Source organism: Acidovorax sp. FG60, from assembly GCF_057808995.1.
Map to the genome: position 1 here is coordinate 41,324 of NZ_JBMDJC010000023.1, position 25,679 is coordinate 67,002.

Consider the following 25,679-nt stretch of genomic DNA (forward strand, 5'->3'; position numbering starts at 1 on the left):
GCCTCTGTTCACACTATTTTTCGCCAGTGCGAAGAGGCCCTAACCTCCATCCACCGTGTGCGACGTGCCTAGACGCACCCGGTACCCCGCCGACAGCAGGTGCACATCCCAGCGCTGCTGTACCGCCCCCCATATGCCCTTGGGCAAAAACAGCGCAAACAGCATGGCAATGGCGCCCAGGCCGATGAGGTAGAGCACGCCCTGCCCGCCCCACACGGTCTCTACCGCAAAGAAAAGCAGCGCGCCGAGGATGGGGCCTTCCATGGTGCCTATCCCCCCCACCAACACCATGAAGATCATGTAGGCCGTCCACTGCACGCTGAAATAGGTCTTGGGCTGAAAGCTGATGGACGTGGCGAGCCACAGGCCGCCGGCCAGGGCGCAGCCAAACGCCGACAGCACGAACACCAGCCGCTTGATGGCGACCACGCGCACGCCGAGCGAGATGGCTGCCACCTCGTTGTCACGAATCGCCTGCGCGGCCGTGCCCACCTTGCTGCGCAAAAGCAGGAAGACCGCCCAGCACAGCCCCGCCATCGCAGCGAGAGCCGCCCAGTAGGTGTAGGCACGCCGGTCGTCGGCCGCGTACTGCTGCAGCGCAATCATCGAGGTGCCCGTCTCGCCCTGCACCAGGCTGTCGAGGTTGACGCACAGGTGCGCCAGCGCGGCCACTACCCACATGCCGATGGCGAATTCGCCGCCCTGCAGCCGCAGCATGAAGGCCGCCAGCGGCACCGCTGCCAGCGCCACCAGCACGGCCCCCACCAGCAGTGCGGGGTATGGGCCCAGGCCCGCGTCGGCCAGCCGCACCATGGCGTAGGCGCCCAGGCCAAAGAACGCCTGGTGGCCAATCGACACCAGCCCGGCGTAGCCCGCCAGGGCGTTCCACATCACGGCCAGGATCACGTAGATGAACAGCGTGGTGAGCCGGTCTACCGTGCCCGCCTGCAGCCACAGCGGCCCCAGGCAGAGCACGGCCAGCGGCAGCACGGTGGCGCTGGCGAAGGCGATGGACGAGCGCGTCCAGCGCTCGATGGCCCACGTGGGTTGGCCGGTGGGTGCGTTGGGAACAATAGTGATCGTTGGAACAGTCATGGCGCAGCCCTGCGGCGGGTGGAAAAGAACCTGCGCAGTGCGCCGCTCGCGTAGAGCCGGGCCAGCAGGATGACCAAAAAGGTGGCGTGCCCGGCGATCAGAAACCCCTGGGGATGCACCTGCGCCCCCAGGTTCTGCGCCACGCCCAGCACCACGCCGCCCAGCAAGGTGCCCCACAGCGACCCGGCGCCGCCAATGATCACGGCCTCAAACGCGAAGATCAGCTGCTGCGGGCCCGAGAACGGATCGAACGTGGCACGCAGCGCCAGGGATGCGCCCGCCAGCGTGACGGTGACCATGGTGATGGCCGAGGCCGCCGCGAACACCGTGCCGGTGCGCACGCCCAACAGGCGCGCGGTGTCGGCATCTTCCGACGCGGCGCGGATCTGCCGCCCCAGCGCCGTGTGCGCCAGCATCGCGTGCAGGCCGCCCAGCAGCACGATGGCCAGCACCAGCACCATGGTAGGCAGCTGCCCCACATACAGGCCGCCGGGCAGCTCCCAGCTGTCGTACGCCAGCGTGCCGATGGACGTGGCCAGCGACCGCGTGTCGGCGCCAAAGTGCTGGAACAGCACGTTGTCGATCACGCTGGCCAGGCCGAACGTGGCCAGCAGCGGCACCAGCGCGCCCAGGCGCGCGCTGCGCTCCAGCACCAGCTTGTGCAGCAGCCAGCCCAGCAGTGCCATGGCAGGCACCACGGCCAGCAGGGCCAGCAGCGGGTGCCAGCCCAGCGGCTCGGCCAGCAGCCACAACAGGTAGGCGGCCACCACGGTCAGGCTACCGTGGGCCAGGTTGATGATGCGCATCACCCCGAACATGAACGACAGCCCGCAGGCCAGCAAGGCGTAATAACCACCGAGCAAAACGCCCTGGATGATCTGGTTGAGAAGGTTCATGCGGCCTCCTTGTGGGCGAGGTGGAAGTGGATCGCGTTGTTGGCAGCTTCGCCATCGGCATTGCCAGTGGCGTGGCTGCCGGGCGCAGCTTCAGGCCGCTGCGCGCCAAAGTAAAACGCGGTGATCTGCGCGCGGGTGAGCTGGTTGGCGGGCGCATCGGCCACCACGCTGCCTTCGAGCATGCAGACAATGCGGCTGGCCACGGCCTGCACGCGCTGCAAATCCTGCTCTACCAATACCAGCGTAGTGCCCTGCCCCACCACGCCACGCAGCGCGTCGTACACGCCCTGCACGGCCAGGGGCGACAGGCCCAGCGAGACCTCGTCGAGCAGCAGCACGCGCGGGTTGGTCATGAGCGCGCGGCCAATGGCCACGGCCTGTTGTTGCCCGCCCGACAGCTCGCCCGCTTTGGCATTCAGCTTGGGGGCCAGCTGCGGGAAGGCGTCCAGCACGGTGTCAAAACTCCACTGCCCGCGCCGGCCCGCCGCGCGGGCCACCAGCAGGTTTTCGCGCACCGTCATACCCGCAAACAGGCGCCGCCCCTCGGGCACCAGGGCCAGGCCTTCGGCCACCCGCTGGTGAGCGGGCAGGCGGGTGATGTCCACGCCCTCCCACCGCACCGTGCCGCTGCTGGCGCGGTGGGCGCCGGCCAGCGTGCGCAGCAGCGTGGTCTTGCCCGCGCCGTTGGCCCCCACCAGGGCCAGGACGTCGCCCTGGTGCACCTGCAGCGACACATTGCGCACGGCAGGCAGCTGCCCGTGGTGGGCGTTCAGGCCCTCAATGCTCAACAACGCGCTCATGCGACCACCCCGCCCAGATAGGCCTCGACCACGGTCGCATCGCTCAGCACGGCCTGCGGGTCACCGCTGGCAATGATCCGTCCGCCGTCCATGCACACCAGGCGCGTTGCCACTTGCAGCAGCACATGCACCATGTGTTCGATCCAGACGATGGCGATGCGCTGGCTGCGAAGGGTGCGCACCAGGTCCACCAGTTCACTGGCCTCGGCATCGGTCAGCCCGCCGCCGATCTCGTCGAGCAGCAGCACCTGGGGGCCGGTGGCCAGCGCCCGCACCAGCTCCAGCCGCTTGCGGCCCAGCAGGCCCAGCGTCTCTGCACGGCGGTTGGCCAGCGCCTCCATGCCACACAGGCGCAGGCACTCCATGGCGCGGTCGCCCGCATCGCGGGCGTGCAGGCCTGCGCCGTGCGTGGCGCCGGTGAGCACGTTTTCAAACACCGTCATGCCCAGGAACGGTCGAGGCACCTGGTGGGTGCGCGCAATGCCTGCACGGCAGCGGTCTGCCGCACTGCGGGCGCTCACATCCACCCCCTGGAACCAGACGGTGCCCTGGCTTGGCGCAAACGCCCCGGCCAACACGTTCAGCAGCGTGGTCTTGCCCGCACCGTTGGGCCCGACGATGCCCACGGCCTCGTCACTGCCCACTGAAAAATCGAGCTGATCCAGCACTTTGAGCGCACCAAATCGCATGTCGATGCCCTGCGCCTGCAGTAGTAACGGCTGCTGCTGTGGCCCGCCCGCTGGCGGGCTCCCAAGGGGTTGTGGATGTCGCATGGAGATCAGCTGTAGGACTTGAGCGCCGCCGCCACGGGGATGTTGCGGTCGGTGGCGTTCTCGGTGATGAGGAGGTCGAGCTTGAACTTGCTGCCCGCTGCGGGCTTGACCCACTGCGCGCCCACCACCGGTGTCACCGACACGTTGGGCACAGGCCCCTTGGCAAAGTCCACCGGGCCTTGCATGGTGGTGGCCTTGAGCGTGCTGATGGCCTTGGCCAGCGCCGCCTTGTCGCGCGGGTTGGTGCTGGCTTTCAGCGCCTCGGTGCCTGCATCGAACAGCGACATGGTGGAGCCCAGCATCTGTGTCCACTGCTTGCCGGTGCTGGCCTCGTACGCATCGGCCAGCTGCACGCCCGTGAGGCCTGTGAGCGCTGACGCGTAGGGAAAACTCTTGTGCCAGAAGCATCCAGCGCCTAGGTTCAGCGCCAGCGGGCCCAGGGCCTCCACCTGCGAGGGCACCAGGCCCGTCTTCGCGATCTGCGCAATCTTCACCATGCGCGTGTAGCCCTGCTGCGCCGCCTGCCGCCAGAAGGTGGCGAAGTCTGGCGGAATGGGGAAGGTGTTGAAGATCTCGCAGCGCTCGGCCTTGAACTTGGCGATCTGTGCTGAGTAGTCGGTGGTGCCGTTCTCATACGGCCCGGCGTCCACCACGGTGAAGCCCGCCTTGGCCAGCTCAGGCGCCAACGTGGCGCGAATCGCGTTGCCATCGGCATCGTTGGGGTACAGCACGCCAATCTTCTTGTTGGTGGGCAACGCCGCGAACTGCGACGTGTACGACGTGGTGAAGCTGCCGCCGCCAAACGAGAAGTGGTACGTCCACTTGAAGGGCGATGGCGCGCCGGGCTTGGCGCCCCGGCCAAAGTACCAGGCCTCCCACGGCATCACCGTAGACAGGCAGGGCACGCCCGCCGCCTCGCACGCATCCGACACCGGGTTCACCGTTTCGGGTGTGGTGGTGGTCAGCATGAGGTCGATCTTGTCGCTGTTGATCAACGCCTTGGCCAGCTGGCTGGCACGGGCCGGGTCGGACTGGGTGTCGCGGTCCAGAATCTCCACCGCGTACTTCACGCCGCCAATGGTCAGGCCCGCCGCCAGCGTCTTGCGCACCTGGGCCAGGATGAAGGTGTCGGTTTCGCCCAGCGCGCCCAGCGGGCCGGTGCGGGGGCTGATGAAGCCGACCTTGAGCACGGGCGCGGCGCCTGCGGCCTGGGCCCACAGCGGGCTTGCACCCAGCGCGAGGCTGCCAGCGCCTGCAGCAGCGATCAGCCCACGGCGCGAGATGGTGCGGGATGCGGCCTGCGCAATGTCTGCGGCGGCCTCAGTGGATTCAGGGATGTTGGTTGTCATGGAATATGTCTCCAGCGATTCGTTGAAATTTCAGAAAGGGATGGTGGTCTTGAGCCAGAACTGCGAGCCCTGGGCGCGGTTGCGCACGCCGAACTCCTTCTCGACCTTGGCGGTGATGAGCCAGCCCTTGCCGTTGGCGTAGCGCACCGACGGGCCAATGGACTGGCTGCGGCCACGCGAGCCCGCCAGCGCCACACCGCCCACCTTGTCGTCGCTCCACTGCCGGTACACGTAGCCGCCCACCCCCACCACCCAGCCATTGCCCAGGCCCCAGCCTGCGGCGTAGTCCACGATCAGCTCGCGGCCCGAGCGGTAGTTGGTGTCGCTGTTGGTGCGGTTGAAGTTGAGGGTGGCCTTCACGTCGCCGTTGAAGCCGCTGGGGTCCATCCAGGTCAACACGCCCAGGGGCTGCAGCGACAGGTAGTTGCGGCCAATGTTGGCCTGGCGCGTGCGGTCGTACGCCCCGGTGGGCAGCACGGCATCGAGCCCCAACACGCTGTGCAGCTGCGGCGAGTGGTGCCATGCCACCGAGCCCCCCACCGTCACATCGCCCAGGCCGGTGCGTGAATCGCTCGCGCCCCCGGCGCGCACCGACAGATCCACCAGCGGGAAGATGGCGTGGGCCGCCACATGGCCGCCCAGCGCCTGCTGGGGGGTGATCCAGATCAGGCGCGTGGCAGCGGCGGCGGCCCGCACCTTGAATCCGGGGATGGGCACGGCGTTGCCCTGGCCATCGTTCACGCGGCTGGTGGTGTAGTAGTTGACGTACTCCAGCACATACAGCCCGGGCGGCGGCGCAGCGCCTGCCACGAAGTTCTCAGTGCCTAGCGGGTAGGTGGAGCCCCCGCCCTCGGTGGCGAAGGCCGCTGTGCACAGCGTGCTGGCCAGGGCCAGCAGCGCCAGGCGGCTTGTTTTGGGGGGCGATGCTTTCAGTCTCTGCAGTGTTTTCATGTCGTTTGTCTCCTCGTTGTTATGTCGATCGGTTTTCTGTGGCTCCGCGCAGGGCATGGCTGGGTGGCGCGCAGGCTCGCGCCCCGGCCTGTGCCGGTGGGGCGCGGCCGATGCGTCGGCCCTTGGGGTGGTTGGGGTTGGAGGACGCCGCTGCGCTATGCAGCAGCTGCCATCGCCGTGCGCTGGTGCGCGGCAATGAACCGGCCCGCCTGCTCCAGCGAGGCCAGCGCTTCATCCAGCGCGGGCGCAAACAGCTGCCAGCAATGCACCATGCCGTCCCACACGGTGCAGTCCGCCTCCACACCCGCTGCCTTCAAGCGGGCGGCCATGGTCACGGCGTCGTCGCGCAGGCGTTCCCAGCCGCCCACTTGCAGTTGCACAGGGGGCAACCCTTGCAGATCGGCGCTGTAGAACGGCGTGACTGTGGGTGAACGCACAGCGCCACCGGGCACGTACATGGCGTTGAAAAAGCCCATGAGCTCGCGCGTGATGAACGGGTCGTCCACCGTGTGGTGGGACGCACCTTCGGACGCCAGGTCCAGCGCGGGCGACAAGGCCACGATGGCCGCAGGCAGGGGCAGGCCCTGGTTGCGGGCACGCACCGCCGTGGACAAGGCCAGGTTACCGCCCGCCGAGTCACCCATCAGCGCGATGGCCGAAGCGGCATAGCCGTTGGCCAGCGCCCACTGGTAGGCCGCCAGCGCATCGTCGTGTGCTGCGGGGGCCGGGTGCTCTGGTGCCAGGCGGTAGTCCACGTTCAGCACCTGTGCGCCGCTGAACTGCGCCAGGTACGAGCACAGCGCCCGGTGTGATGTGAGCGAGCCGAACACAAAGCCACCCGCGTGGTAGTAGATGACCAGCCTGCGGGGGTCCGCCTGCGGCGTGCTCAGCAGCTCCGCCGCCATGGTGCCGCCCGCCCCGTTGGGGATGCGCAGCGTCTGGATGGGAAGCCCCTGGGCCAGGGGCATTCGCGAGTTGCTGGCGTCAAACCACGCACGCAGCTGCGCGGGGGTGGCTTGTGGTGGCGGCGGGTTTTGCGCGGCCATCTGCAAGATGGCCTCAAGCTGTTGTGCGGACATGTGTGGCCCCTTCGCTCAGAGGTAGGTGGAGGCGAGCCCGCCATCCACCGGCAGGTTGATGCCGCTCACCCAGCGTGCCGCGTCGCTGCACAGGAAGGCGATCACCGGCGCCACTTCGTCACTGAAAGCCGGGCGCTTCATGCGGTGGGCGTCTTTCTCCACCCGCTCCTGGCCCAGCATCTGCACAAAGTCGCCCAGGATGGGCGTGAACACCGGGCCGGGGGCCACGCAGTTCATGCGCACGCCGCGCTCCAGGAAGATCTTTTGCGACTGGGTGTAGGTCCACACGATCAGCGCTTCCTTGAAGTACTGGTAGCAGGTGTCTTGCGCCACGGGGTGAGCGGCCAGCCACTTCGCGCCCTCATCAAAGCTGGTGGTGGCGCCCAGTGCGCGGTGCAGCTCCAGGCGCTGGGGCCACTCGGCCCCCAGGATGGAAGAGATATTGACGATGGAGCCGCCCTCGCCCATGCGTTCCAGCACGCGGTGTGTGAAGTGCCGCAGGCCCAGGTAGTTGACGCGGCCGACCAGCTCGGCGGGCGATGTGCCGGGCACGCCCGCAATGTTGGCCAGCGCATCCACCTTGGCAGGCAGTTGCGCCACAGCATCGTTGATGGCGGCCGGGTCGCCCAGGTCCACCTGCACAAAGCCGTCGAGCGTGAGCGTGGGCGCATTGCGGTCCACACCGATCACGCGGGCGCCCTGCTGGCGGGCAAGCTTGGCAAAGTCTGCGCCGATGCCGGAGCAGCAGCCGGTGACGACGATGGTTTTGTTGTGTAGGGTCATGAAAGTTGTCTCCTGATTTTTGTGGGGGGCACAAGCCCTCGGAGCGGCCCAACCGCACCGAGGGCTTGCGATGTCAGAACGGGAATGCAGGTGGCGCGTCCTTCACGGTGATCCACTGCCACTGCGTGTATTCATCAATGTCGGCAGGCCCGCCCACGCTGCCCCCGTTGCCACCCACGCCAGGGCCCCCAAAGGGGTTGGTGCACTCGTCGTTCACCGTCTGGTCGTTGATGTGGACCATGCCTGCGCGCAGGCGCTGGCCGATGGCCATGGCGCGACCCACGCTAGGGCTGATGACGGCAGCCGCCAGGCCGCCCTGGCTGGTGTTGGCCAGTTGCACGGCCTCGTCGTCGGTGCGGAAGGTGACGAGGTTGGCCACCGGGCCAAAAGGCTCTTCGTCAAACGAACGGATGCCGGGCTTGACGCCCGAGAGCACCGTGGGCTTGTAGCCAAGGCCTTCGTAGGTGCCACCCGCTTCGAGCTTGGCGCCCTGGGCCACGCTGTCTTTGATGAGCTTGTCGAAGCGTTGCAGCTGTTTGGCGTCGATCATCGGCCCCAGGGCCACCTGGCCGCTGGCGCCATCGCCCACGGGCAGGTGCGTGGCCTTACCCACCATGCGTTGCACGATGCCTTCGGCAATCGACTCGTGCACCAGGATGCGGTTGGATGCCATGCAGATCTGCCCCTGGTGGAACCACGCGCCAAACGCGGCGGCGCTGGCGGCGGCGTCCAGGTCGGCGTCTTCCAGAATGATGAGGTTGTTGGCGCCGCCCAGCTCCAGCGACACCTTCTTGAGATGCTGCCCGGCCAACGCGCCAATGCGGCGGCCCACCGTGGGCGAGCCGGTGAAGGCGATCATGGGCACGCGCTCGTCCACCACCAGCGCCTCGCCCGCCTCGGCATCGCCGGGCACCACCTGCAGCAGGCCCTTGGGCAGGCCCGCTTCTTCAAACACGCGGGCCATGATGAAGCCACCGCTCACTGGCGTGCGCGTGTCGGGCTTGAGCACCACCGCATTGCCCAGCGCCAGCGCCGGGGCCACCGAGCGCAGGCCCAAGATGAGCGGGAAGTTGAATGGCGAGATCACCCCCACCACCCCGTGCGGCACGCGCCGCGCAATCGACAGGCGCCCCGGCGTGCTGGGCAGCACCTGGCCCTGGGCCTGCATGGGCAAGGCTGCGGCCAGGTGGCACAGCGTGATGGCCTCGCGCACCTCGTGCTGGCCCTTGGGCACGATGCCGCCGGTTTCGCGGGCGACTGTCATGGCCAGCTCGTCAAAGTGCTGCTCAAAAATGCTGGCCGCACGGTGGAACACGGCTGCACGCTCGCGCGGCCCCGTGGCCGCCCACGCGGCCTGCGCCTGCTGCGCACGGCCAATGGCGGCCTGCATGTCTGCCGCACTGGCAATGCCCACGCGGCTGAACACCTGGCCCGTAGCGGGCTCCACCGCATCACGCGCCGTGCTCAGCGCGGTGGACCACGCACCATCAAAGGCCTTGCCCGCCCACAGGCGGTTGTCCAGCAGGCCTGGTTTTTCTGAAACACCCATTGCATTGCTCCTTGGTTGAAATCAAAACCCACCGCATGGCTGCGGCGGTGTGACCTCAAATTGCAACGGGCGTACCAGCCCCGCCTGCCACCAAGCCCCAAAACGCTTGAAAAACGAGCTTTGTGAGAGGGAGCGCTACGGACTTTCCCTAGGCCAAAACATGGCTGGCACGGGCGACTTTTTGCCACCAAATAGTTACCATCCATAAACAAATAGCACTGCAAAGATTGATCAAATGATCACTTTTTGATCACTTTCTGATCCACAACCGGAGGCCCCCATGCCGAAGCGCCGCGTCTCTCTGGCCGACCTGCACCGCACCGCCGTGGGCCAAGGCCAGGCATTGCTGGGCACCGTGCCTGCCGAAGCCCCCCGCGCCCTGGGTGGGTTCGACACCCATGGCATCAGCCAGCACACCCACCCCACGGTGGCCGACATCAGCGAATGCCTGTTCTTCTCGCCCGGCGACGGGCGCATCTGGCTGCAAGACCAGCGCATGATCCTGCTGCACTCCGAGGCCCTGGGCTCGCTGCGGCGCGAGCTGATCGACAGCATTGGCCTGGACAAGGCCCGTGGCCTGCTCACCCGCGCGGGCTACGTCAGCGGCGCGCGCGACGCCCGCCTGGTGCGCCAGCAATGGCCCGATGCCGAGCCCACCGCCGCCGCCATGGCCGGCACGCGCCTGCACGCGCTGGAGGGCGTGGTGCAGGTGGAGGTGGTGCACGCCCGCTACAACGCCGAGCTGGGCGAATACGACGGCGAGTTCATCTGGCACAACTCCAGCGAAGACGACGAGCACATCGCCGCCTACGGCGTGGGCGGATCGCCCGCGTGCTGGATGCAGGTGGGCTACGCCACCGGCTACGTCAGCACCTTGTTTGGCCGCATGATCGTCTTCCGCGAGGTGGACTGCCGCTCCTCCGGCGCCGCGCACTGCCGCGTGGTGGGCAAATCGGCCGAACTGTGGGATGACCCCGAGCAAGACCTGTTCTACCTGAACGCCCAGGACTTTGTGGGCACCCCGCCCGCCACACTGCCCACCTCGATGCCTGCAGGTGCGCAGGGCAAGGCCCGCACAACCTACCTGGGCGTGCCACCGGGCAAGGCGACGGCATCCAGCGATGCAGGCACCGCCGCCGAGGCCACGGCGCACGCCACCATGGTCGGCGCCTCATCCGCCTTCAACGCCGCCTGCCACATGCTGCAGCGCGTGGCCCCCACCGCCGCCACCGTGCTGTTCACCGGCGAATCGGGCGTGGGCAAGGAGATGTTTGCCAGCATGCTCCACCGCATCAGCCCGCGCAGCAGCCAGCCCTTTGTAGCCATCAACTGCGCGGCCATCCCTGAGACGCTGGTCGAATCCGAACTGTTTGGCGTGGAGCGCGGCGCCTACACCGGCGCAGGCACATCGCGCCCCGGCCGGTTTGAGCGCGCGGACGGCGGCACCCTCTTCCTCGACGAAATCGGCACGCTCAGCCTGGTGGCCCAGGGCAAGCTGCTGCGCGCCCTGCAAGAAGGCGAGGTAGAACGTGTGGGCGGCACCCGCACCGTGCGCGTGGACGTGCGCCTGGTGGCCGCCACCAACGTGGACCTGCGCCAGGCCGTCCGCGAAGGCACGTTCCGCGAGGATCTGTTCTACCGCCTCAACGTCTTCCCCATCCACCTGCCCCCGCTGCGCGACCGGCGCGACGACATCCCCCTGCTGATGAGCCACTTCTTGGCCCACTACCAGCGCAAGCACCAGCGCCAGGTGCCGGGCTTTAGCCAGGCGGCGGTGAAGGCGATGTTTCACTACCCCTTCCCCGGCAACATCCGCGAGTTGCAGAACCTGATTGAGCGGGCGGTGATCTTGGCGACGGATGGCGAGCCGATTGAGCCGCACCACCTGTTTGCGGGGGGTGAACAAAGCGGCGGCGGAGTGATGTCGCTGCACTTGCAGGGCAACAGCGGGGGGACGTTGCATGCGCAGGGGGTGGCGGGTGTGGGGGCTGCGGTGCAAACCCCACAGGCGGCTGTGGCGGCGAGTGCGCGGGCTGGTGCGGCGCTAGCGCCAGCCGCTGCGCCCGTGGTGGCTCCGCTGCACCAGGCGGAGGAGCAGATGCTGCGGCAGGCGCTGCAGAGTGCGGGGGGGAATGTGGCGCTGGCGGGGCGGTTGTTGGGGATTAGCCGGGCGACGATGGCTTATCGGGTTAAGAAGTTTGGGATTGGGTGGCGATGACGCGAAGTCGGGCTGCACAAGTGCGACTGCGAGAACCCATCTTCAACGGTCCAAAAAGGTCGCATCTGCCTTCAGAACAACTAGCGGTACAACTGCTCGACTTGAACGATGGGTCGACCCGTCGAATGGCGTGTTGAGAGAACTAACCAACCATTGCAGCCTCGTCATGAACGAATACACCAAATATCTCTCCGTGAAATCTGCGCTCGAAGATCTTTTTGGAAGTGGTGCGTGGTACGCACTGAAAGAATCCAATCACCTCGGAACTTGGCGTAAATATGCAGGCCGGACATTAAAAGCGGTTGAGCTATCCGTAAGAGACTCCGTAGAGATCTATGACGACGAATGGATGCAGGAGGTGTCTCGATGTTTACAAAACGGCAAAGAGGATCTGGATCTGGCAGATTCGATAGATGAGATCGTTGGGGTACTGGCTGGAACCATGATCGAGATGTCCTTCATTCAACTTGGCCACATGCCCAGACGAAAAGGCACTCCGGGCCCCTATCCCTTGAGAAAAGGGGAGTGGAAGATGAACGGCTTTCGCTCAGTCGCCTATCTTCAAACCAGAGAGCAGAAAGAGGACCGCTTCTTGTCGTTGCAACGTAAAGAAGTCGGCTTTGATCGACAGCTCGACCTCATGGCCGAGTACCGCAGCAGCAAGTCCAAACTCCCATACTCTGAATGGTGTGCCAAGAAATCTGAAGGAACGGAGTAATACGCCTTCTCGTACTTGCAGCAATCTCTCCACGCTGCGGTAGTCATGTCTGACGAAGCCAGCATTGGAGTTCTGGCCAAAATGCCTGCTAGCGCTTGATAGATCGGCGTATGCAGTATCAAAATCATAGCAAACCACGCCGCATTCACGATAGCAGCCGGTCATCGGTGTAAACGTAGAAGCTGCCCACTCTTCTCACTGGCAACCCTTCCCGCATCTGCAGCTTGTTCCAGCGGCACCGGCAGTCGGGCGACCAATCTCGGCACCGTTGACCAGGGTTGCAAAAGTTGAACTGACGGTACCTGGGTGCCGCACACTCTCAAATTATGCGAAACATATACAATTCAAATACGTTTCGCTTAAAGGCAGCACCCCATGGGCATAGTAAAAATTTCCGACCAGATGCACGAAAACCTGCGTCTGGCCAGCACGGCGCTGAGCCGTTCCATCAACTCCCAGGCCGAGCACTGGATGCGCGTGGGCATGCTGGCCGAGATGTACCCCGACCTGGACCACCGCGAGATTTGCCAGATGCTGGTGCGGGCCGAGCTGGCGGGTGGGCTGGACGTGGCGCTGGCGGCGCGGGGTGAGCTGGACAGCAAGCCTGCTGCAGACGCTCCCACCGCACGCGCCAGAAAGCAGCCGCACTGATGGCACGCGCTGACCGTGGGGTGCCGATCCGCTCGGCTGAAGAACTGGTGATGGCGCGGCGGGCCGCGCAGCTGGCGGCCGAGGTGCTGGCGATGATCGAGCCGCATGTGGTGCCGGGCGTGACCACCGACGCGCTGGACCGCCTGTGCCACGACCACATCGTGAACATGCAGGGCGCGCGGCCTGCCAATGTGGGCTACCTGGGATACCCCAAAACGGTGCTGACCTCGGTGAACCATGTGGTGTGCCACGGCATCCCCTCGCCCCAGCAGGTGCTGAAGAAGGGCGACATCGTGAACATTGACGTGGCGGTGGAAAAAGGCGGCTGGTACGGCGACACCAGCCGCATGTTCTGCGTGGGCACGCCCAGCGTGCTGGCCCAGCGGCTGGTGCGCACCACATACGAGGCGCTGTGCGCGGGCATCCGCGAGGTAAAGCCCGGCGCCACACTGGGCGATGTGGGCTATGCGATTGCCACCGTGGCGCAGCGCGAGAACTTCAGCGTGGTGCGCGAGTACTGCGGCCACGGCATTGGCACCGTGTACCACGATGAGCCCCAGGTGCTGCACTACGGGCGGCGCGGCCAGGGGCTGCGGCTGGAGGCGGGCATGGTCTTCACCATCGAGCCCATGCTGAACGCAGGCCAGCGCGAGACCAAGGAGCTGGCCGATGGCTGGACGGTGGTGACGAAGGACCGGTCGCTCTCGGCCCAGTGGGAGCACATGGTGGCTGTGACAGACAGCGGCTTTGAGGTGCTGACAGCGTGGCCGGGGGGCACGGGCAGCTACCCGGCGATTTAGGGATGGCCTGCACGAGGAGATTGCCGCATCAGCCGGGTGGCAGCTCCAGACGGGCCCAAGCGGCCATCACATCGAGCTGCTTCTTGATCCAGTCGGCCGACATCATGTTGGCGCCCCAGTGGTGGATACGCGCCACGCCCTCCCCCATGTTCCACAGGTGCCTCAATTGCACGAAGAGCGGCAGGGCGGCGAGGTCGGCATCCGTGACACGGCCGCCCCCTGCGCGGTAGCCGGCCAGGTACTGCTGCCAGCGCTTGAGCAAGGCGTCGTCGGGCTCCATGGTGGCCTTGCGCGGCAGGTTCGACCACAGCCACACACACAGGTCATAAGCCAGGAACCCTGGCCCGGCGTCGTCAAAGTCAAAGAAGGCTGCGCGTTGCACACCATCGGCATCGGTGGTCACATGGTTGTTGAAGCCATGCGTGTCGCCGTGGCACATCACGCGGGTCAGGGTGCCCTCAACATCAGCCAACTCGCTCAGAAGGCGCCCAACCAGTTGCCGGTAGGCATCCAGCACGGTGGGGGACAGATCAGGATGGGCGGCAAGGTAGTCCAGCGTGCGGCCTGCCAGATGGTGGCCGTCCAGCACATAGCGGCTTGCGGGGCCTGCGTAGCTTTGCGCAGCACTGTGAATCTGGGCCAGCGTGGCGCCAGTCAGGTGCAGCTCTTCTGGCGTATCGGGCACGACGCCGTCGCAGTGGCGAAACAGAACCAGCGCACGCGGCCCCTCAGGGAACGGCAGGGTAACGCTGGCAGCACCATTCGCAGCCAGGACCGGCGTGGCCACGCCCACACCCTGTGCGTGCAGGTGGGCCAGCAGCGCAACTTCAAAATCCACATTGAACGCACCGCGCGGCCGGATGGCACAAAGCCGCGCCACATAGCGGCTGCCGTCCGTGGCCCGCACGGCGTAGTTGTCATTGAGGTTGCGGCGGATCAGGTAGCACTGCTGCACTGGCAGGCCGTAGTGCTGCGCCACCCACACACTCACGGCAGAGGCAGCGGCTGTGGTGTGGGAGACGACCAGCTTGAGGTCACGGGAGGTGGGTGAAAGCATGCGGCATTCTCCATGGATGAAGCATGAAACACCCGTGCGACGTGGTTCGATGGGCTTGCACCCAGACGTTGTCGCTGCCTCCCAGGCTGGTACTAGCGGGAAAACAGCTACATCACGAGAAACTGCTTGAAATGGCTGCTACCGCCCGCTGGTATTGCACCATCGGTATCAAAACCATAGCACTCCACGTCGCCATCACCACGGCAGCTTGTCGCCGCTGTAGGCGTAAAAGCACCCCGTTTCCTCCACCGGCAACCCATCCAGCACCCGCAGCATGTCGCCCGCCGCATCTGCAGCGGGACGGCCGATTTCTGCGCCATTGAACGGGGCCGACAAGGCCGAGTTGACGGTGCCGGGGTGCAGCGCCACCAGCACGGCCTGCGGGTGGGTGCGGGCCACTTCGATGGACGCCGTTTTGACCAGCATGTTGAGCGCGGCCTTGCTGGCGCGGTAGCTGTACCAGCCACCCAGGCGGTTGTCGCCAATACTCCCCACCTTGGCCGAGAGCACAGCCAGCACGCCGCGCCCCTGATTGGGCAGCAGCGGTGCAAAGTGGGCCAGCACCAGCGCGGGGCCAAAGGTGTTGGTGCGGAAGGTGGCTTCCATCTGCGCGTAGTTCAACTGGCCCAGGCGCTTTTCTGGCATGCCGTGGGGGCCGTGCAGCAGGCCAGCGGCGTGAATGATGCAGTGCCACGGGCCCTGGGCCCTGAGTTGCTGGGCGGCGGCGGCAATGGTGGCTTCGTCGTCCAGATCGACCGCCGGGTGGGTGTGGCGGCCCAGGCCCACGACCAGGGCGCAGCGTGGGTCGGCCTGCAGGTGGGCGAGGAAGGCGCTGCCGATGGCACCGGTGGAGCCGATGACGAGGGCGCGGTAGCCATCAGGCAGCGATTGCAAAGAAGTGAACGGCATTGCGGCGGGTTGTGCTTGAGACATGGCGCGGTTCTGCGGTGAAGGTGTCGTTGGGTGATTCGGCAGGCGGGCTACAGCGCATCCAGCCGCGTGCGCAAGCTGGCCGCATGCTCGCGCAGCGCATCCAGCTGCGGGCCCTGCATCTTTTGCAGCTGGCGGTACACCATGCCGAGGCGGAATTTGCTACCCAGCGTGCCTTCGTTGCGCGCAAAAAAATCCCAATACAGCGCGTTGTAGGGGCAGGCCCGCTCACCCACTTTTTGATTCTTGTCGTAGTGGCAACCCTTGCAGTAGTCGCTCATGCGGTCGATGTACGCGGCGCTGCTCACATAGGGTTTGGTGGCCAGCAGGCCGCAGTCGGCAAACTGGCTCATGCCCACAGTGTTGGGTACTTCCACCCATTCAAAGGCGTCGATGTACACGCCCAGATACCAGCGGTGCACGGCGGCAGGGTCCAGCCCCGCCAGCAGCGCAAAGTTGCCGATGACCATGAGGCGCTGGATGTGGTGGGCATACGCATGCTCCAGCGACTGGCCCACGGCGTGCTGCATGCAGCGCATCTGGGTCTTGCCCGTCCAGAACCACGCTGGCAGTGGCGTGCTGTGGCCCAGGGCGTTGCGCTCGTCGTAGCCAGGCATGTGGGCCCAGTAGATGCCGCGCACATATTCGCGCCAGCCCAGGATCTGGCGGACAAAGCCCTCCACGGCAGGCAGGGGCGCAGTGCCTGCGTGGTAAGCGGCTTGGGCGCGCTGCACCACCTCGTGCGGGCGCAGCATTTTGGTGTTGAGTGCGAAGGACAGCAGGGAGTGAAAGAGCCGCGTGCTGTGTGTGCTCATGGCGTCCTCATACGCGCCAAAGTGCGGCAGCGTGGTGGTGACGAAGTGGTCGAGCCACGCCAACGCCTCGGCCCGGTTCAGCGGCCAGCGCAGTGCATGGGCCTGCGGGTTGCCAAAGCTCTGCACGCCTGCGGCCTGGATGGTGGCCCACAGGGCGCTGTGGTCGTGCGTGGGGCGGGCGTCGGGCGGCAGTGCGGGTGTGCCGGGCCAGGGCTTGCGGTTGTCGTGGTCGTAGTTCCATTGGCCACCTTCGGGCTCGCCAGCCTCGTCGATCAACACGCTGTGGCGCTGGCGCATGCGGCGGTAGAAGTGCTCCATGAGCCACTGCTTGCGGCCTTGGAACACCTCGGCCATTTCGATGCGGGTGGTGTAGAAGTGCTCGCTGCTGACGGCCTGCACGGCAAAGGCTTGCTCTGCACCCCAGGTGCGCAGTTGCTCGTCCAGCCGCCATTCGTCCGGGTGCTGGTACTGCAGCGTGCGCGCGCCGTAGTGGGCCATGAGGGCGGCCAGGTTGGCGGGGATGGACTGGCGGTTGCTGGCGTCGTCAATCGCCACATAGCGCACGCGGTGCCCCGCCTCGCGCAGGTGGCGGGCCAGGTCGCGCATGGCGGCAAAGATGGCGAGGATTTTTTGCGAGTGGTGCAGCACATAGTCGGTCTCTTGCCGCACTTCCATCAGCACGTAGACCACGCCTTCGTCGTGCGTGGCAAACCATGAATGCTCGGGGTTGAGCTGGTCGCCCAGCAGCAGTCGCAAGGTATGAGCGCCCTGTGGGGTGCGGGGCTGAGGCGTGGTCATGCCGTGCCCCACATGCGGCGGTAGCTGCCGTCGGCATCGTGGTCTTGCGCCTGCTTGATGGGGTTGAAGCGGCGCCCCCCGCGCGGGTCGGTGCCGCGCCCGGCAATGTAGAGCCAGTTGGCCTGGTTGCTGTACACATCGTAGTCCACCAGTTGCGATTCGAACCACGCGGCGCCTGCGCGCCAGTCGCTGTGCAGGTCATAGATCAGGTAGCTGGCCACCACCTGGCGCAGTCGGTTGCTCAGATACCCGGTGGCAGCCAGCTCGCGCATGGCGGCATCGACCAGCGGCTCGCCGGTCTCGCCCCTGCACCAGTGGTCAAAGCCGCGCAGGTTGTGTCGGGTGGGCGGCAGTTCAGACAGCCCACGCGCCCGATACAGGGCTGCGCCGTATTGCAGGTGCAGCAGCCGGAAGTAGTCGCGCCACAGCAGCTCAAACCACAGCCAATAGGTGCCATCGTTGGCACCGTGGTTGCGCTCAAAGGTTTTTAGATCGGCATAGATCTGGCGCGGCGAGAGTGCCCCCGTGGCCAGCCAGGGTGAGAACTTGCTGGAGTAGTCCAGCCCCGTGAGTCCGTTGCGCGTGGCCTTGTAGCTGTGCGGCAGCTTGCGGGCCAGGTACTGCGCCAGGTGGGCCAGCGCGGCGGCCTCGCTGCCATCGCAAGCAGGCATGCCGTAGGGGAAGGACGAGCGCGCATCGGTGCCCTGGGGCGGTGCGGGTGGCTGGATGCTGGCAGCGCCCTGCTCTGCGCCCACGGCTTGCAGCACGGGCGCAGGCACTTGGGGCGGCGGCAGCAGTTTGGTGGGTGCGGGCAGTGGTGCAGCGGGGGTAATGCCTGCGCGCTCGATCTTTTGGCGAAACGAAGTGAACACACCGGGCAGGCCAGAGGCAGGCCAGGGCATGTCGGCCGGGTGCAGCAGGCTGCTGTGCCATGCGGTACGCACTTGCAGGCCTGCCGCGCGCAGAGCGGCGACCTCGGCCTGTTCGTAGGCGGCGGCAATGTCTTCGCACACCACGGTGGTGGCACCCAAGGCCTGGGCCAAGTGCGGCAGGGTGGTAGTGGGCGGGGCCTGGCAGATGAGCAGCGGGTTGCCCAATGCACGCGTCTGCTGATGCAGACCGCGCAGTGCTGCGGCGGTGAAGGCGCGGCGGTGGGGGCCTACGCGGGCAAAGCCCCAGGGTGTGGTCTCATCAGAGGCAGGCAGGCACACCACGGGCAGCAGGTGGGTGGCACCGCTGGTGAGCGCTGCGTGCAGCGCGGGCTGATCATGCAGGCGCAGGTCGTTACGAAACCAGAACAGCACCGTACTCATGTGGCGCCCTCCCCCGCGCCCTTGCCGGTGCGTTTGCGTTCGCTGCGGCAGCGGTCCGAGCAGTACTTCACCTCGTCCCACACCTTCTCCCACTTCTTGCGCCAGAAGAAGGGCAGGCCGCATTGCAAGCACTGCTTTTGCGGAAGGTCTGATTTTTTGCGCATGCGCATGGCGGACCTGTGGGTTGGTTACGCAGGCTTCAACACCTGCTGCGCCAGCGCACGCCCGCTGAGCCACGCGCCATCGACCTTGCCGCCGTGCAACCAGTCGCCACACAGGCCCAGGCGCATTTGCGCATCCCACCAGCTGCCCTGCGTGAGCGCGGGTTCGGTGTCGGCATAGCGCCAGCGGTGGGCGGTGGCGGCCAAAGGTGCGGGGCCACCCAGGGCGGCAAAGGCAGTGAGCAATGCGGTGGTGACCGCCTCGGCGCTGTCTTCGATGTGGGCTTCGCTCCATTCAGGGCTGGCGTGCAGCAGCCAGGTTTCTTGCCCCGTGCGGCCGGGTTTGCTGCTGTCGCGCGCCACCCAGCGCAGTGGGCCGGTGTTGATGAACGCCCCCTCCCAGGGCAGGGCCACAGGGCTTGCGTAGCGCAGCATCACAGCCCAGCTGCCACGCATGCGTGCGCTGGCGGCCAAGGCGGCGCCCGCAGGTGCCACGGCGGCCAGCAAGGGCACGGCCTGCGGGGCGGGCACGGCCAGCAGCACTGCGCTGTAACGCGGGCTGTGCAGGCCATGTTCTGCCGAGGTGATGGTCCACCCGCCCTCGCTGTGGTCCAGCCGCTGCACGGTGGTTTGCCACTGCGCCAGCGCAGGATCGCCCAGGTGCTGTACCAGCCATGTGGCGGGCGACGTCATACGCGGGGTACCCACAAATCGTTCTAGCGGGGTGGCCGGGGTGGTCCAGGCGGTGCCGTCAAAGCTGGCCAGCCGGGCATTCCACAAAGCCGCAACACCGGCCTGCTGCCAGCGGGCCACCTCGGCGCGAAAGGCCGGGTCGCGGGCGGTGAAATATTGGGCGCCGTGGTCGCACTGCCAGGGGCCGTTGTCGTCTTCAGCGCGGCGGGTGCTCATGCGGCCCGAGGGGCCACGGGACTTGTCGAACACATGCACCGTATGACCCGCCTGCAGCAGCGCCTGTGCGCACGACAGGCCCGCCAGGCCTGCGCCAATGACGGCGATGGTGTGTGGCGTAGCAAGGCTCATGGTTGTGGGTCGGTTCGTTCGTGGGTCACCCAGATCAGCGTCTGGGTGTCGATACCCAGCGCCTGTGCACGGGCGATGAGTTGTTCGCGTACGTCAGGGGGCAGCTGCTTGGTGCGCGACAGGATCCAGCAGTAGCTGCGGTCCGGCCCCACCACCAGCGCCCACTGGTAGTTGGCATCCAGCGCGGCCACGTGGTAGCCGCCGTAGAACGGGCCAAAGAACGACACCTTGAGCGAGGCCGTGTTGGCATCGCCCGTGAACAGGGCCCTGCCCTCGGCCTGGCGCCAGTCGTTTTTGCCGGTGTCAAAACCCCGGTTGAGCACGCGCACGCTGCCGTCGGCTTGGCGCTGGTAGGTGGCGCTCACGTCCGTCATGCCACGTTCAAACGAATGATCCAGCCGGGCCACCTCATACCAGCGGCCCTCGTATCGGGCCAGGTCAAATGGGGTGACGGGGGTGATGCCCTCGGGCGGGCGGGTGGACGAGCAGCCACTCAAGGCAAGCAACGCCACAGCAAGCCCCAACCAGGCGCAGCGGCGGAAGCAGGATAGGAAGAAGGGCATAAATTACCAATTGGTCACAAAACAAACCAGTTGGTATTCTGCCATCACAAACGCTGTTGTGGCGAAAGCCCGGCGCGGGCGCTTGCCATGGCCCACCCGTAAACTCCGGCCATGACTTTTCAAATCACCGTTTACTCCAAATCCGCCTGCCCCCAATGCGATTCGGCCAAGAAGCTGCTGCAGTCGCGCTCCCTGCCTTTTGAGGAAATCAAGATCGACGACGAGGCCGAGCGCCTGGCGTTTTATGCCAAGTGCGGGCCTTCGGTGCGGCAGATGCCGCAGATCTTCATCAACAACCAGCGCGTGGGCGGGCTGGCGGGGCTGCAGGCTGCGCTGGCGCAGATCGGCCAGTGACACCCGCTTTCGTCCGTCCCCTGGTTATTGGTACTTCGCAGCGGTGATGAACTCGCTGAAGGTTTCGCACCACACAATCACCGTGTTGAACTTGGCCGGGTCCACGCCCTGCGGCAGCGGGACGATGAAGTTGTTGAACGTCTTCACATCGCCCACGCGCAGCATCTGGGGCTTGAGGCGTTTGAAGTCGGCCTCGGTCTCGACAAACTCGGGCGACAGGTAGAGCTTGTAGTCCGGCCCCGGGGCCAGCTTGCCCACTAGGCTGATGGCCTGCGGGCTGATGGACACGGCGCCTTCGCCCCAGTGCAGGGCGTCGCTGTCTTTCAGGTCACGGCGGAACGTGGCAGTCCATTGCGCAGCGGGCTGGCTTGACTGGATTTGCTGCAGCGTGGGGGCGTCGGGCGCGATCAGGATCGGCAGCACATACACACCCAGCGCAAACCCGATGACCAGGGTGAGCAGGTGCGAGGCGATGAGCAGCAGAGGTTTCATGGCAACGGGTTCAGTGGACTGAGCCCAATGTACTGCGCCGCGCCCTCCCGTTCAACGCTGCGCAGCTCCCCGCTGTCCGCTCAGGATGCGCGGGCCAGAAAGCCATCCACCAGTGCGTAGTGCTCCGGCACATTGAGCGCGGGCGCGTGGCCGCAGCCGGGCACCTCCACCACCTGCGCCAGGCCACGTGCGCCGGGGCCCCGGGTCAGCATCTCGGCGGTGGTGTCGCGCAGCACCAGGTCCGACTCTTCGCCACGCAGGCACAACACGGGGATGTCGAGCGCGTCGTAGTGGTCCCAGATCAGGTAGTCGTTGGTGTGGTGGGTGAACTGCTGCACCATGGCCGGGTCGTAATGCGGCGTCACGCGGCCGTCGGGCAGGCGGCGGGTGCTGCTCTCGGTCAGCAGGCGCCACTGCGCATCGCTGAGCCAGCCGTAGGGCGTGTAGACCTGCCGGAAGAACGCCTCCAGCTCCCGCACCGTGTCGAACGCGGGCGGGTGGCCTGCGTAGGCCTTGATGCGCTCCAGCGCGGCGTCGGCCAGGCGCGGGGCGTTGTCGTTGAGAAGCAGGCTCTGGATGCGGCCCTTGAGCTGCGGCTCGAACAAACCCGAGGCGCACACGGTGCCGATGGCCCCGCCCATCGAAGTGCCCACCCAGTGCGCTTTCTCGACACCTAGTTGGTCGAACAGATCGGCCGCAATGCGCGCGTAGAACGAGAGCCGGTATTCGTCCTGCGGTGCACGCGCCCACTGGCTCAGGCCTCGGCCCAGGGTGTCGGGGCAGATCACGCGGTAGCGTGACGCCAGGTGGGCGGCCAGGGGGTCCATGTCGCGCCCGGTGCGCGCCAAGCCGTGCCAGGCAATCACCACCGGCGCGTCGGGCGCACCCCACTCCGTGGTGTGGATTTCATAGCCAGCGCAGGTGAGGTAGCGCGAGGTGGGGGACATGATGGCGACCTTGTGGAACAAAGAATAAAAAAGGATCGGTGGCTCACTTCATGAGGCGGCCATTGCTGCCAATGACAGTGACCTCGACATACCGTGAGCCGATGCGGTTGGTGGGGGAGTAGCCCAGCGTGATGCCGCCGAGGTCAAAGCTCTGCAGAGACTCCAGCGCCTTGACGACCTTGGCGCGCGTGGGCGCGGGCCCGGCACGGCGCAGGGCCTCGACCAGCACCTTGGCGCCCAGAAACTGCTCGAAGCTGGTGTAGTTGACCTCGGCCTCGGGGGCGTATTTCTTGAGCAGCGACTGGTATTCACGCACCACTGGCAACTGGGGCCGGTAGGGGTACGGCACCACCTGGCTGATGCCCAGGCCGTGCGCGTTCTTAAGGCCCGCGAGCTTGACCAGCTCGGTCGGGTCCACCACCGAGATGTTGTAGAGCTGCGCGCCACCGCCCTGCTCGCGGTAGCGCTGGATAAAGGCCGCCGAAGGCTTGTTCACCGCGATCATGATGACCGCGTGCACATCGGCGGCCTTGATGGCTTTGACGGCTTCATCGACCTTGTCGGTATTGCGTTCGTAGCCTGCTGCTACCACGAGCTTGAGGTTGCGCTTGGCCAAGGCAGCCTCCACCCCCGCCAGGCCCGCCTTGCCAAAACCGTCGTCCTGGTACATCACGGCCACACGGTTCATGCCCAGGGTGGTGAGCTGCTGCACCATGTGCTCGGTCTCATCGACATAGCCTGCGCGCACATGAAAGATCCAGGGGTTGAACGGGTTGCGCAGCGATTCGCCCCCCGTGTAAGGCGCCACCAGCGCCGCACCGCCCTCTTGCAACACGCCGTCTGCCAGCAGCTGGGTGATGTTGGCCGTGCCCGCAAAGCCATACAGCGCCACCACCTCGGGCTTGGCCAGCATCTCGCGGGTGAGCTTCACGGTGTCGGCCACCTTGTAAGCGTCGTCGGCCACCTCCTGGCGGATGGTCGCGCCGTGCACGCCGCCCTGGGCGTTCACCCAGTCAAAGTAGATCTTGCCGCCCAGCACCATCTGTGCGCCAGTGCTGGCCAGCACGCCGGTGAGCGGTGCCACCTGCCCCACCACAATCTCGGCGGCGTGCAGCGAGGGCGCCGTGGCCCCGCCCCACAGCACCGCCAGTGCTGCCGCCGCACGGCGGCTCCATGTCTTGACCTTGTCCATTCGGTTCATCCCCTGTTTGTGTTGCTTGCAGCCGCGCCCACGGGCGGCGCAAGGGCCGATGGCCCCCACGCGTGCCCGGTGGGCGGCGGTGACGGTGTGTCGTCGGGCAAAGCTCCTTGGGTCAGTCGGGGATGGCAATGGCGCCCGCCGTGATGGCGATGGCGTTGGCGGCAGCAGGCGTGGTAGCCAGCGGCGGCACGTTGGCGGCGGTGATGGCCGGGGCGCCGCCCGGTGCGCCACCGCGTGGCACGGTGCGCACCACCTGGCTGGCGGGCAGCGCCTTGCCGCTGGCGAGGTGGTCGTACACGGCGTCGAGCGCGTGGTTCAGGTACACATGCAGCGGCACGTAGCGGCTGTCATAGCCCGGCAGCACCGTGGGCAGGCCGATGAAGCTGTCGAAGTGCTGGGCGTTGACCACTTCCATATAGCTGAGCTTGCTGGCGGCGCCTTCGACCTTCTTGTTCAGCGCGGCGTATGGGCGCGAGGTGTGGCTCACCGGCAGCAGCGCATCGGCACGGCCATGCACGATCACAGCGGGCTTGCCGCGCAGGTTGCCGTTGCGGCGGGTTTCGTCCACACCAGCCTGCAGCTTCTTGGCAGCGGCGTCATTGCCGGTGACGAGGTTGCGCAGGCACAGCGCGCCGCTCAGGTTCCAGTCGGCGACACCGGCGTCCGACACCGAGAGGAAGTCGCGCGCCGGGCCCAGCTTGCCGAGGTTGTTGACCAGGTTGATGCCGCCCGAGGGAGGCACGCCGTTGCCGGTGGCAAACATGCCTGGCAATGCAGCGGCGGCCAGCGGGGTGACCCCGCCGGTTGCCGCCGTGGCAGCGTAGCTGAAGCCGCAGAGGTTGTCCTGCACGCTGGCACGCGAGAGGCCGTTGGCAAAGGTCACGGCCACGGCGGGGGACACTTCAAACGCGGCCATGGAGGCATGCAGGTCGTTGGACTCGGGCTCCCAACCGTAGGCGCGCAGCTTTTGCAATGCCTCTTCGGCCTGCGCGGGCATGGTGCTGGCAGCGAGCAGTCCTGCCGCCTTGAGCGACGCGCAGCGGTTGGGCGCTATGGGCAACGCAGCGCTGGCAAACCCGGCCGCAAACGCGGCGGCAAACGGACTGGTGCTGACCGAGGGCGCAAGCGACGCGCAGGCCTGGTAGAGGTTGGCGTAGGTGGTGAAGTCCACCAGCGTCTTGCCGGTGACAGCCACATCGGCGCTGCCACGGCGCACCGTGACGCCGGGGTTGGTGGGCATCTCGATGGCGGGCTCGGACACGGCCACGCCGCTGATCAGGCCCTGCGTGTCCAGCTCGGCCGCCGCAATGGCCGCGCCACCGCCGTTGGAGATGCTCGATGCGATCACGATGGTGTTGGCCGGGGTCAGCGTCTTGAGGCGCTGGCCCGCTGCGTCGGTGGCGCCGTAGCGCTGGTTGAGCACGTAGTAGCCAAACTCCACGGCCTGCAAGGTGGTGGTGCCCCAATCCTTTTCAGAGTTCTGGCCCGAATGCGCGTGCTTGAACGCAAAGCGATTGGGGGTGGCGGTGTTGAAGGCGGCCAGCTCGGTGGCCGTGAGGCCTGCGTTGAAGGCTGCGGCCTTGCCCGCTGCGGCGGCCGTGGTGCGTGTGCCGTCGATCAGCGGCACGGTGTCGTTCATGAGGTCGTGCGGCGCGCCGCCCGTGCCCTTGTCCGAGTAGGCCACGGCGCAGCCCTTCTTGAGGCCCCACTCTCCGGTGGAAATGCCGCCGTACACGCCGCGCGAGCCCGAGGTGGTGGCGGTGATCATGCAGGGCTTCTTGGGGTCGAAGCTGGCGGGCACCTGCACCATGAGGGTGACGTTCTTGCGGCCCGTGCCGTCGTCGGCAAACGCGATGTATTCGGTGCCCGCAACCTTGCCTTCGCCCGTGGTGACCTTGCCCTGCGCATCCACATTGGGACCATAAAGCGTGCCGTAGCCGCCGGCCGCCGTCATGTCGAGCATGGCGCGGTAGTTGGTGTGGATGGCCGTGCGGCGCAGCTCGGCCGCCGTGGGCTTGAGGGGATCAGCAAACGCAGGGGGCGCGGCAGCGGCCAGGCCCGTGGCTCCCAGGCCCGCCGTGAGCAGGTCATTGCTGGCGCCGTCGTACGTGGTCTCGCTGATGGTGCCGAGGTAGCCGGGCTTGGTGTTGGGGGCGTCACTGTCGCCACTGCTGCCACCGCAGGCAGCCAGCACCGCAGCGGCCAGCGCTGCGGGCAGGAACGGACGAGAAAGGGGACGAGAAAGGGGACGGAAACGCGGGTTCTTGATGTTCATCTTCATGTGCTTGTCTCCTGGAGTTTTTCTTTGCTTCTGGTTGCACAGCTCACCCACACACCCAGGCCAC

At 66.6% G+C, this 25,679-nt stretch carries 25 protein-coding genes; 5 read left to right on the top strand and 20 right to left on the bottom strand.

Features of this window, described 5'->3' with window-relative positions; genetic code table 11:
- Window positions 1-39: 39 nt before the first annotated feature.
- The 9 genes from ACODS0_RS23940 to ACODS0_RS23980 all read right to left on the bottom strand — a co-directional run bounded on the left by ACODS0_RS23940 (window position 40) and on the right by ACODS0_RS23980 (window position 9,275).
- Entirely contained in the window at window positions 40-1,095 is a 1,056-nt protein-coding gene (locus ACODS0_RS23940; RefSeq protein WP_488837603.1) for a branched-chain amino acid ABC transporter permease, read from the bottom strand.
- The gene (locus ACODS0_RS23945) at window positions 1,092-1,991 is read right to left on the bottom strand and encodes a branched-chain amino acid ABC transporter permease (protein ID WP_488837605.1); all 900 of its coding nucleotides are present in this window, start codon (window positions 1,989-1,991) and stop codon (window positions 1,092-1,094) included. The genes ACODS0_RS23940 and ACODS0_RS23945 overlap by 4 nt, the downstream gene beginning before the upstream one ends.
- The gene (locus tag ACODS0_RS23950; RefSeq protein WP_488837607.1) at window positions 1,988-2,791 is read right to left on the bottom strand and encodes an ABC transporter ATP-binding protein; all 804 of its coding nucleotides are present in this window, start codon (window positions 2,789-2,791) and stop codon (window positions 1,988-1,990) included. Before ACODS0_RS23950 ends, ACODS0_RS23945 begins: the two co-directional genes overlap by 4 nt.
- Window positions 2,788-3,564, bottom strand: coding sequence for an ABC transporter ATP-binding protein (locus ACODS0_RS23955; RefSeq protein WP_488837609.1), 777 nt, complete (start codon window positions 3,562-3,564; stop codon window positions 2,788-2,790). Before ACODS0_RS23955 ends, ACODS0_RS23950 begins: the two co-directional genes overlap by 4 nt.
- Before the next feature lie 5 nt (window positions 3,565-3,569).
- The gene (locus tag ACODS0_RS23960) at window positions 3,570-4,913 is read right to left on the bottom strand and encodes an ABC transporter substrate-binding protein (protein ID WP_488837610.1); all 1,344 of its coding nucleotides are present in this window, start codon (window positions 4,911-4,913) and stop codon (window positions 3,570-3,572) included.
- A gap of 30 nt (window positions 4,914-4,943) precedes the next feature.
- The gene (locus ACODS0_RS23965; protein ID WP_488837612.1) at window positions 4,944-5,864 is read right to left on the bottom strand and encodes a SphA family protein; all 921 of its coding nucleotides are present in this window, start codon (window positions 5,862-5,864) and stop codon (window positions 4,944-4,946) included.
- A 155-nt stretch (window positions 5,865-6,019) separates the two neighbouring features.
- Window positions 6,020-6,943, bottom strand: coding sequence for an alpha/beta hydrolase (locus ACODS0_RS23970; RefSeq protein ID WP_488837614.1), 924 nt, complete (start codon window positions 6,941-6,943; stop codon window positions 6,020-6,022).
- A gap of 15 nt (window positions 6,944-6,958) precedes the next feature.
- Entirely contained in the window at window positions 6,959-7,726 is a 768-nt protein-coding gene (locus ACODS0_RS23975; protein ID WP_121419575.1) for a coniferyl-alcohol dehydrogenase, read from the bottom strand.
- A 73-nt stretch (window positions 7,727-7,799) separates the two neighbouring features.
- Entirely contained in the window at window positions 7,800-9,275 is a 1,476-nt protein-coding gene (locus tag ACODS0_RS23980) for a benzaldehyde dehydrogenase (protein ID WP_488837616.1), read from the bottom strand.
- A gap of 280 nt (window positions 9,276-9,555) precedes the next feature.
- On the opposite strand from ACODS0_RS23980, the gene ACODS0_RS23985 reads away from it, so the two are divergent.
- From ACODS0_RS23985 to map, 4 genes are all read left to right on the top strand, one after another.
- Complete coding sequence (locus tag ACODS0_RS23985; RefSeq protein WP_488837618.1) at window positions 9,556-11,493, top strand: sigma 54-interacting transcriptional regulator; 1,938 nt, start codon at window positions 9,556-9,558, stop codon at window positions 11,491-11,493.
- Window positions 11,494-11,659: 166 nt separating this feature from the next.
- Window positions 11,660-12,211, top strand: a complete 552-nt coding sequence (locus ACODS0_RS23990; RefSeq protein ID WP_488837620.1) for a hypothetical protein — start codon at window positions 11,660-11,662, stop codon at window positions 12,209-12,211.
- Between the two features lie 375 nt (window positions 12,212-12,586).
- On the top strand, window positions 12,587-12,862 hold the full coding sequence (locus tag ACODS0_RS23995) for a ParD-like family protein (RefSeq protein WP_094287431.1): 276 nt from the start codon (window positions 12,587-12,589) through the stop codon (window positions 12,860-12,862).
- A complete protein-coding gene (gene map, locus ACODS0_RS24000) occupies window positions 12,862-13,662 on the top strand; it encodes a type I methionyl aminopeptidase (protein ID WP_488837623.1) in 801 nt (266 codons plus the stop codon). The genes ACODS0_RS23995 and map overlap by 1 nt, the downstream gene beginning before the upstream one ends.
- Window positions 13,663-13,690: 28 nt before the next feature.
- Here the strand turns inward: map and ACODS0_RS24005 are convergent, their stop codons facing one another.
- The 7 genes from ACODS0_RS24005 to ACODS0_RS24035 form a co-directional block, all read right to left on the bottom strand.
- Complete coding sequence (locus tag ACODS0_RS24005) at window positions 13,691-14,719, bottom strand: phosphotransferase enzyme family protein (RefSeq protein WP_488837625.1); 1,029 nt, start codon at window positions 14,717-14,719, stop codon at window positions 13,691-13,693.
- Window positions 14,720-14,914: 195 nt separating this feature from the next.
- Complete coding sequence (locus ACODS0_RS24010) at window positions 14,915-15,652, bottom strand: SDR family NAD(P)-dependent oxidoreductase (protein ID WP_488837627.1); 738 nt, start codon at window positions 15,650-15,652, stop codon at window positions 14,915-14,917.
- 47 nt (window positions 15,653-15,699) lie between these two features.
- Window positions 15,700-17,262 (bottom strand): cryptochrome/photolyase family protein, encoded by a 1,563-nt coding sequence (locus tag ACODS0_RS24015; protein ID WP_488837629.1) that lies wholly within the window; start codon window positions 17,260-17,262, stop codon window positions 15,700-15,702.
- On the bottom strand, window positions 17,259-18,575 hold the full coding sequence (locus ACODS0_RS24020) for a DASH family cryptochrome (RefSeq protein ID WP_488837631.1): 1,317 nt from the start codon (window positions 18,573-18,575) through the stop codon (window positions 17,259-17,261). The genes ACODS0_RS24015 and ACODS0_RS24020 overlap by 4 nt, the downstream gene beginning before the upstream one ends.
- Window positions 18,572-18,745 (bottom strand): DUF2256 domain-containing protein, encoded by a 174-nt coding sequence (locus tag ACODS0_RS24025; protein ID WP_488837633.1) that lies wholly within the window; start codon window positions 18,743-18,745, stop codon window positions 18,572-18,574. The genes ACODS0_RS24020 and ACODS0_RS24025 overlap by 4 nt, the downstream gene beginning before the upstream one ends.
- A gap of 18 nt (window positions 18,746-18,763) precedes the next feature.
- Entirely contained in the window at window positions 18,764-19,777 is a 1,014-nt protein-coding gene (locus ACODS0_RS24030; RefSeq protein WP_488837635.1) for an NAD(P)/FAD-dependent oxidoreductase, read from the bottom strand.
- Complete coding sequence (locus ACODS0_RS24035; RefSeq protein WP_488837637.1) at window positions 19,774-20,340, bottom strand: lipocalin family protein; 567 nt, start codon at window positions 20,338-20,340, stop codon at window positions 19,774-19,776. Before ACODS0_RS24035 ends, ACODS0_RS24030 begins: the two co-directional genes overlap by 4 nt.
- A gap of 111 nt (window positions 20,341-20,451) precedes the next feature.
- Here ACODS0_RS24035 and ACODS0_RS24040 point away from each other — a divergent pair, with 111 nt between their 5' ends.
- On the top strand, window positions 20,452-20,694 hold the full coding sequence (locus tag ACODS0_RS24040) for a glutaredoxin domain-containing protein (protein ID WP_055400446.1): 243 nt from the start codon (window positions 20,452-20,454) through the stop codon (window positions 20,692-20,694).
- Between the two features lie 24 nt (window positions 20,695-20,718).
- Here ACODS0_RS24040 and ACODS0_RS24045 read toward each other — a convergent pair whose 3' ends face one another.
- The 4 genes from ACODS0_RS24045 to ACODS0_RS24060 all read right to left on the bottom strand — a co-directional run bounded on the left by ACODS0_RS24045 (window position 20,719) and on the right by ACODS0_RS24060 (window position 25,615).
- The gene (locus ACODS0_RS24045; RefSeq protein WP_094287412.1) at window positions 20,719-21,186 is read right to left on the bottom strand and encodes a DM13 domain-containing protein; all 468 of its coding nucleotides are present in this window, start codon (window positions 21,184-21,186) and stop codon (window positions 20,719-20,721) included.
- Between the two features lie 80 nt (window positions 21,187-21,266).
- Window positions 21,267-22,133, bottom strand: coding sequence for an alpha/beta fold hydrolase (locus ACODS0_RS24050; protein WP_121419559.1), 867 nt, complete (start codon window positions 22,131-22,133; stop codon window positions 21,267-21,269).
- Between the two features lie 43 nt (window positions 22,134-22,176).
- Window positions 22,177-23,325 carry an ABC transporter substrate-binding protein gene (locus tag ACODS0_RS24055; protein WP_488837660.1) on the bottom strand — a complete coding sequence of 383 codons (1,149 nt, stop codon included), beginning with the start codon at window positions 23,323-23,325 and terminating at the stop codon, window positions 22,177-22,179.
- Between the two features lie 121 nt (window positions 23,326-23,446).
- Window positions 23,447-25,615, bottom strand: coding sequence for a D-(-)-3-hydroxybutyrate oligomer hydrolase (locus ACODS0_RS24060; RefSeq protein WP_488837640.1), 2,169 nt, complete (start codon window positions 25,613-25,615; stop codon window positions 23,447-23,449).
- Window positions 25,616-25,679: the final 64 nt, after the last annotated feature.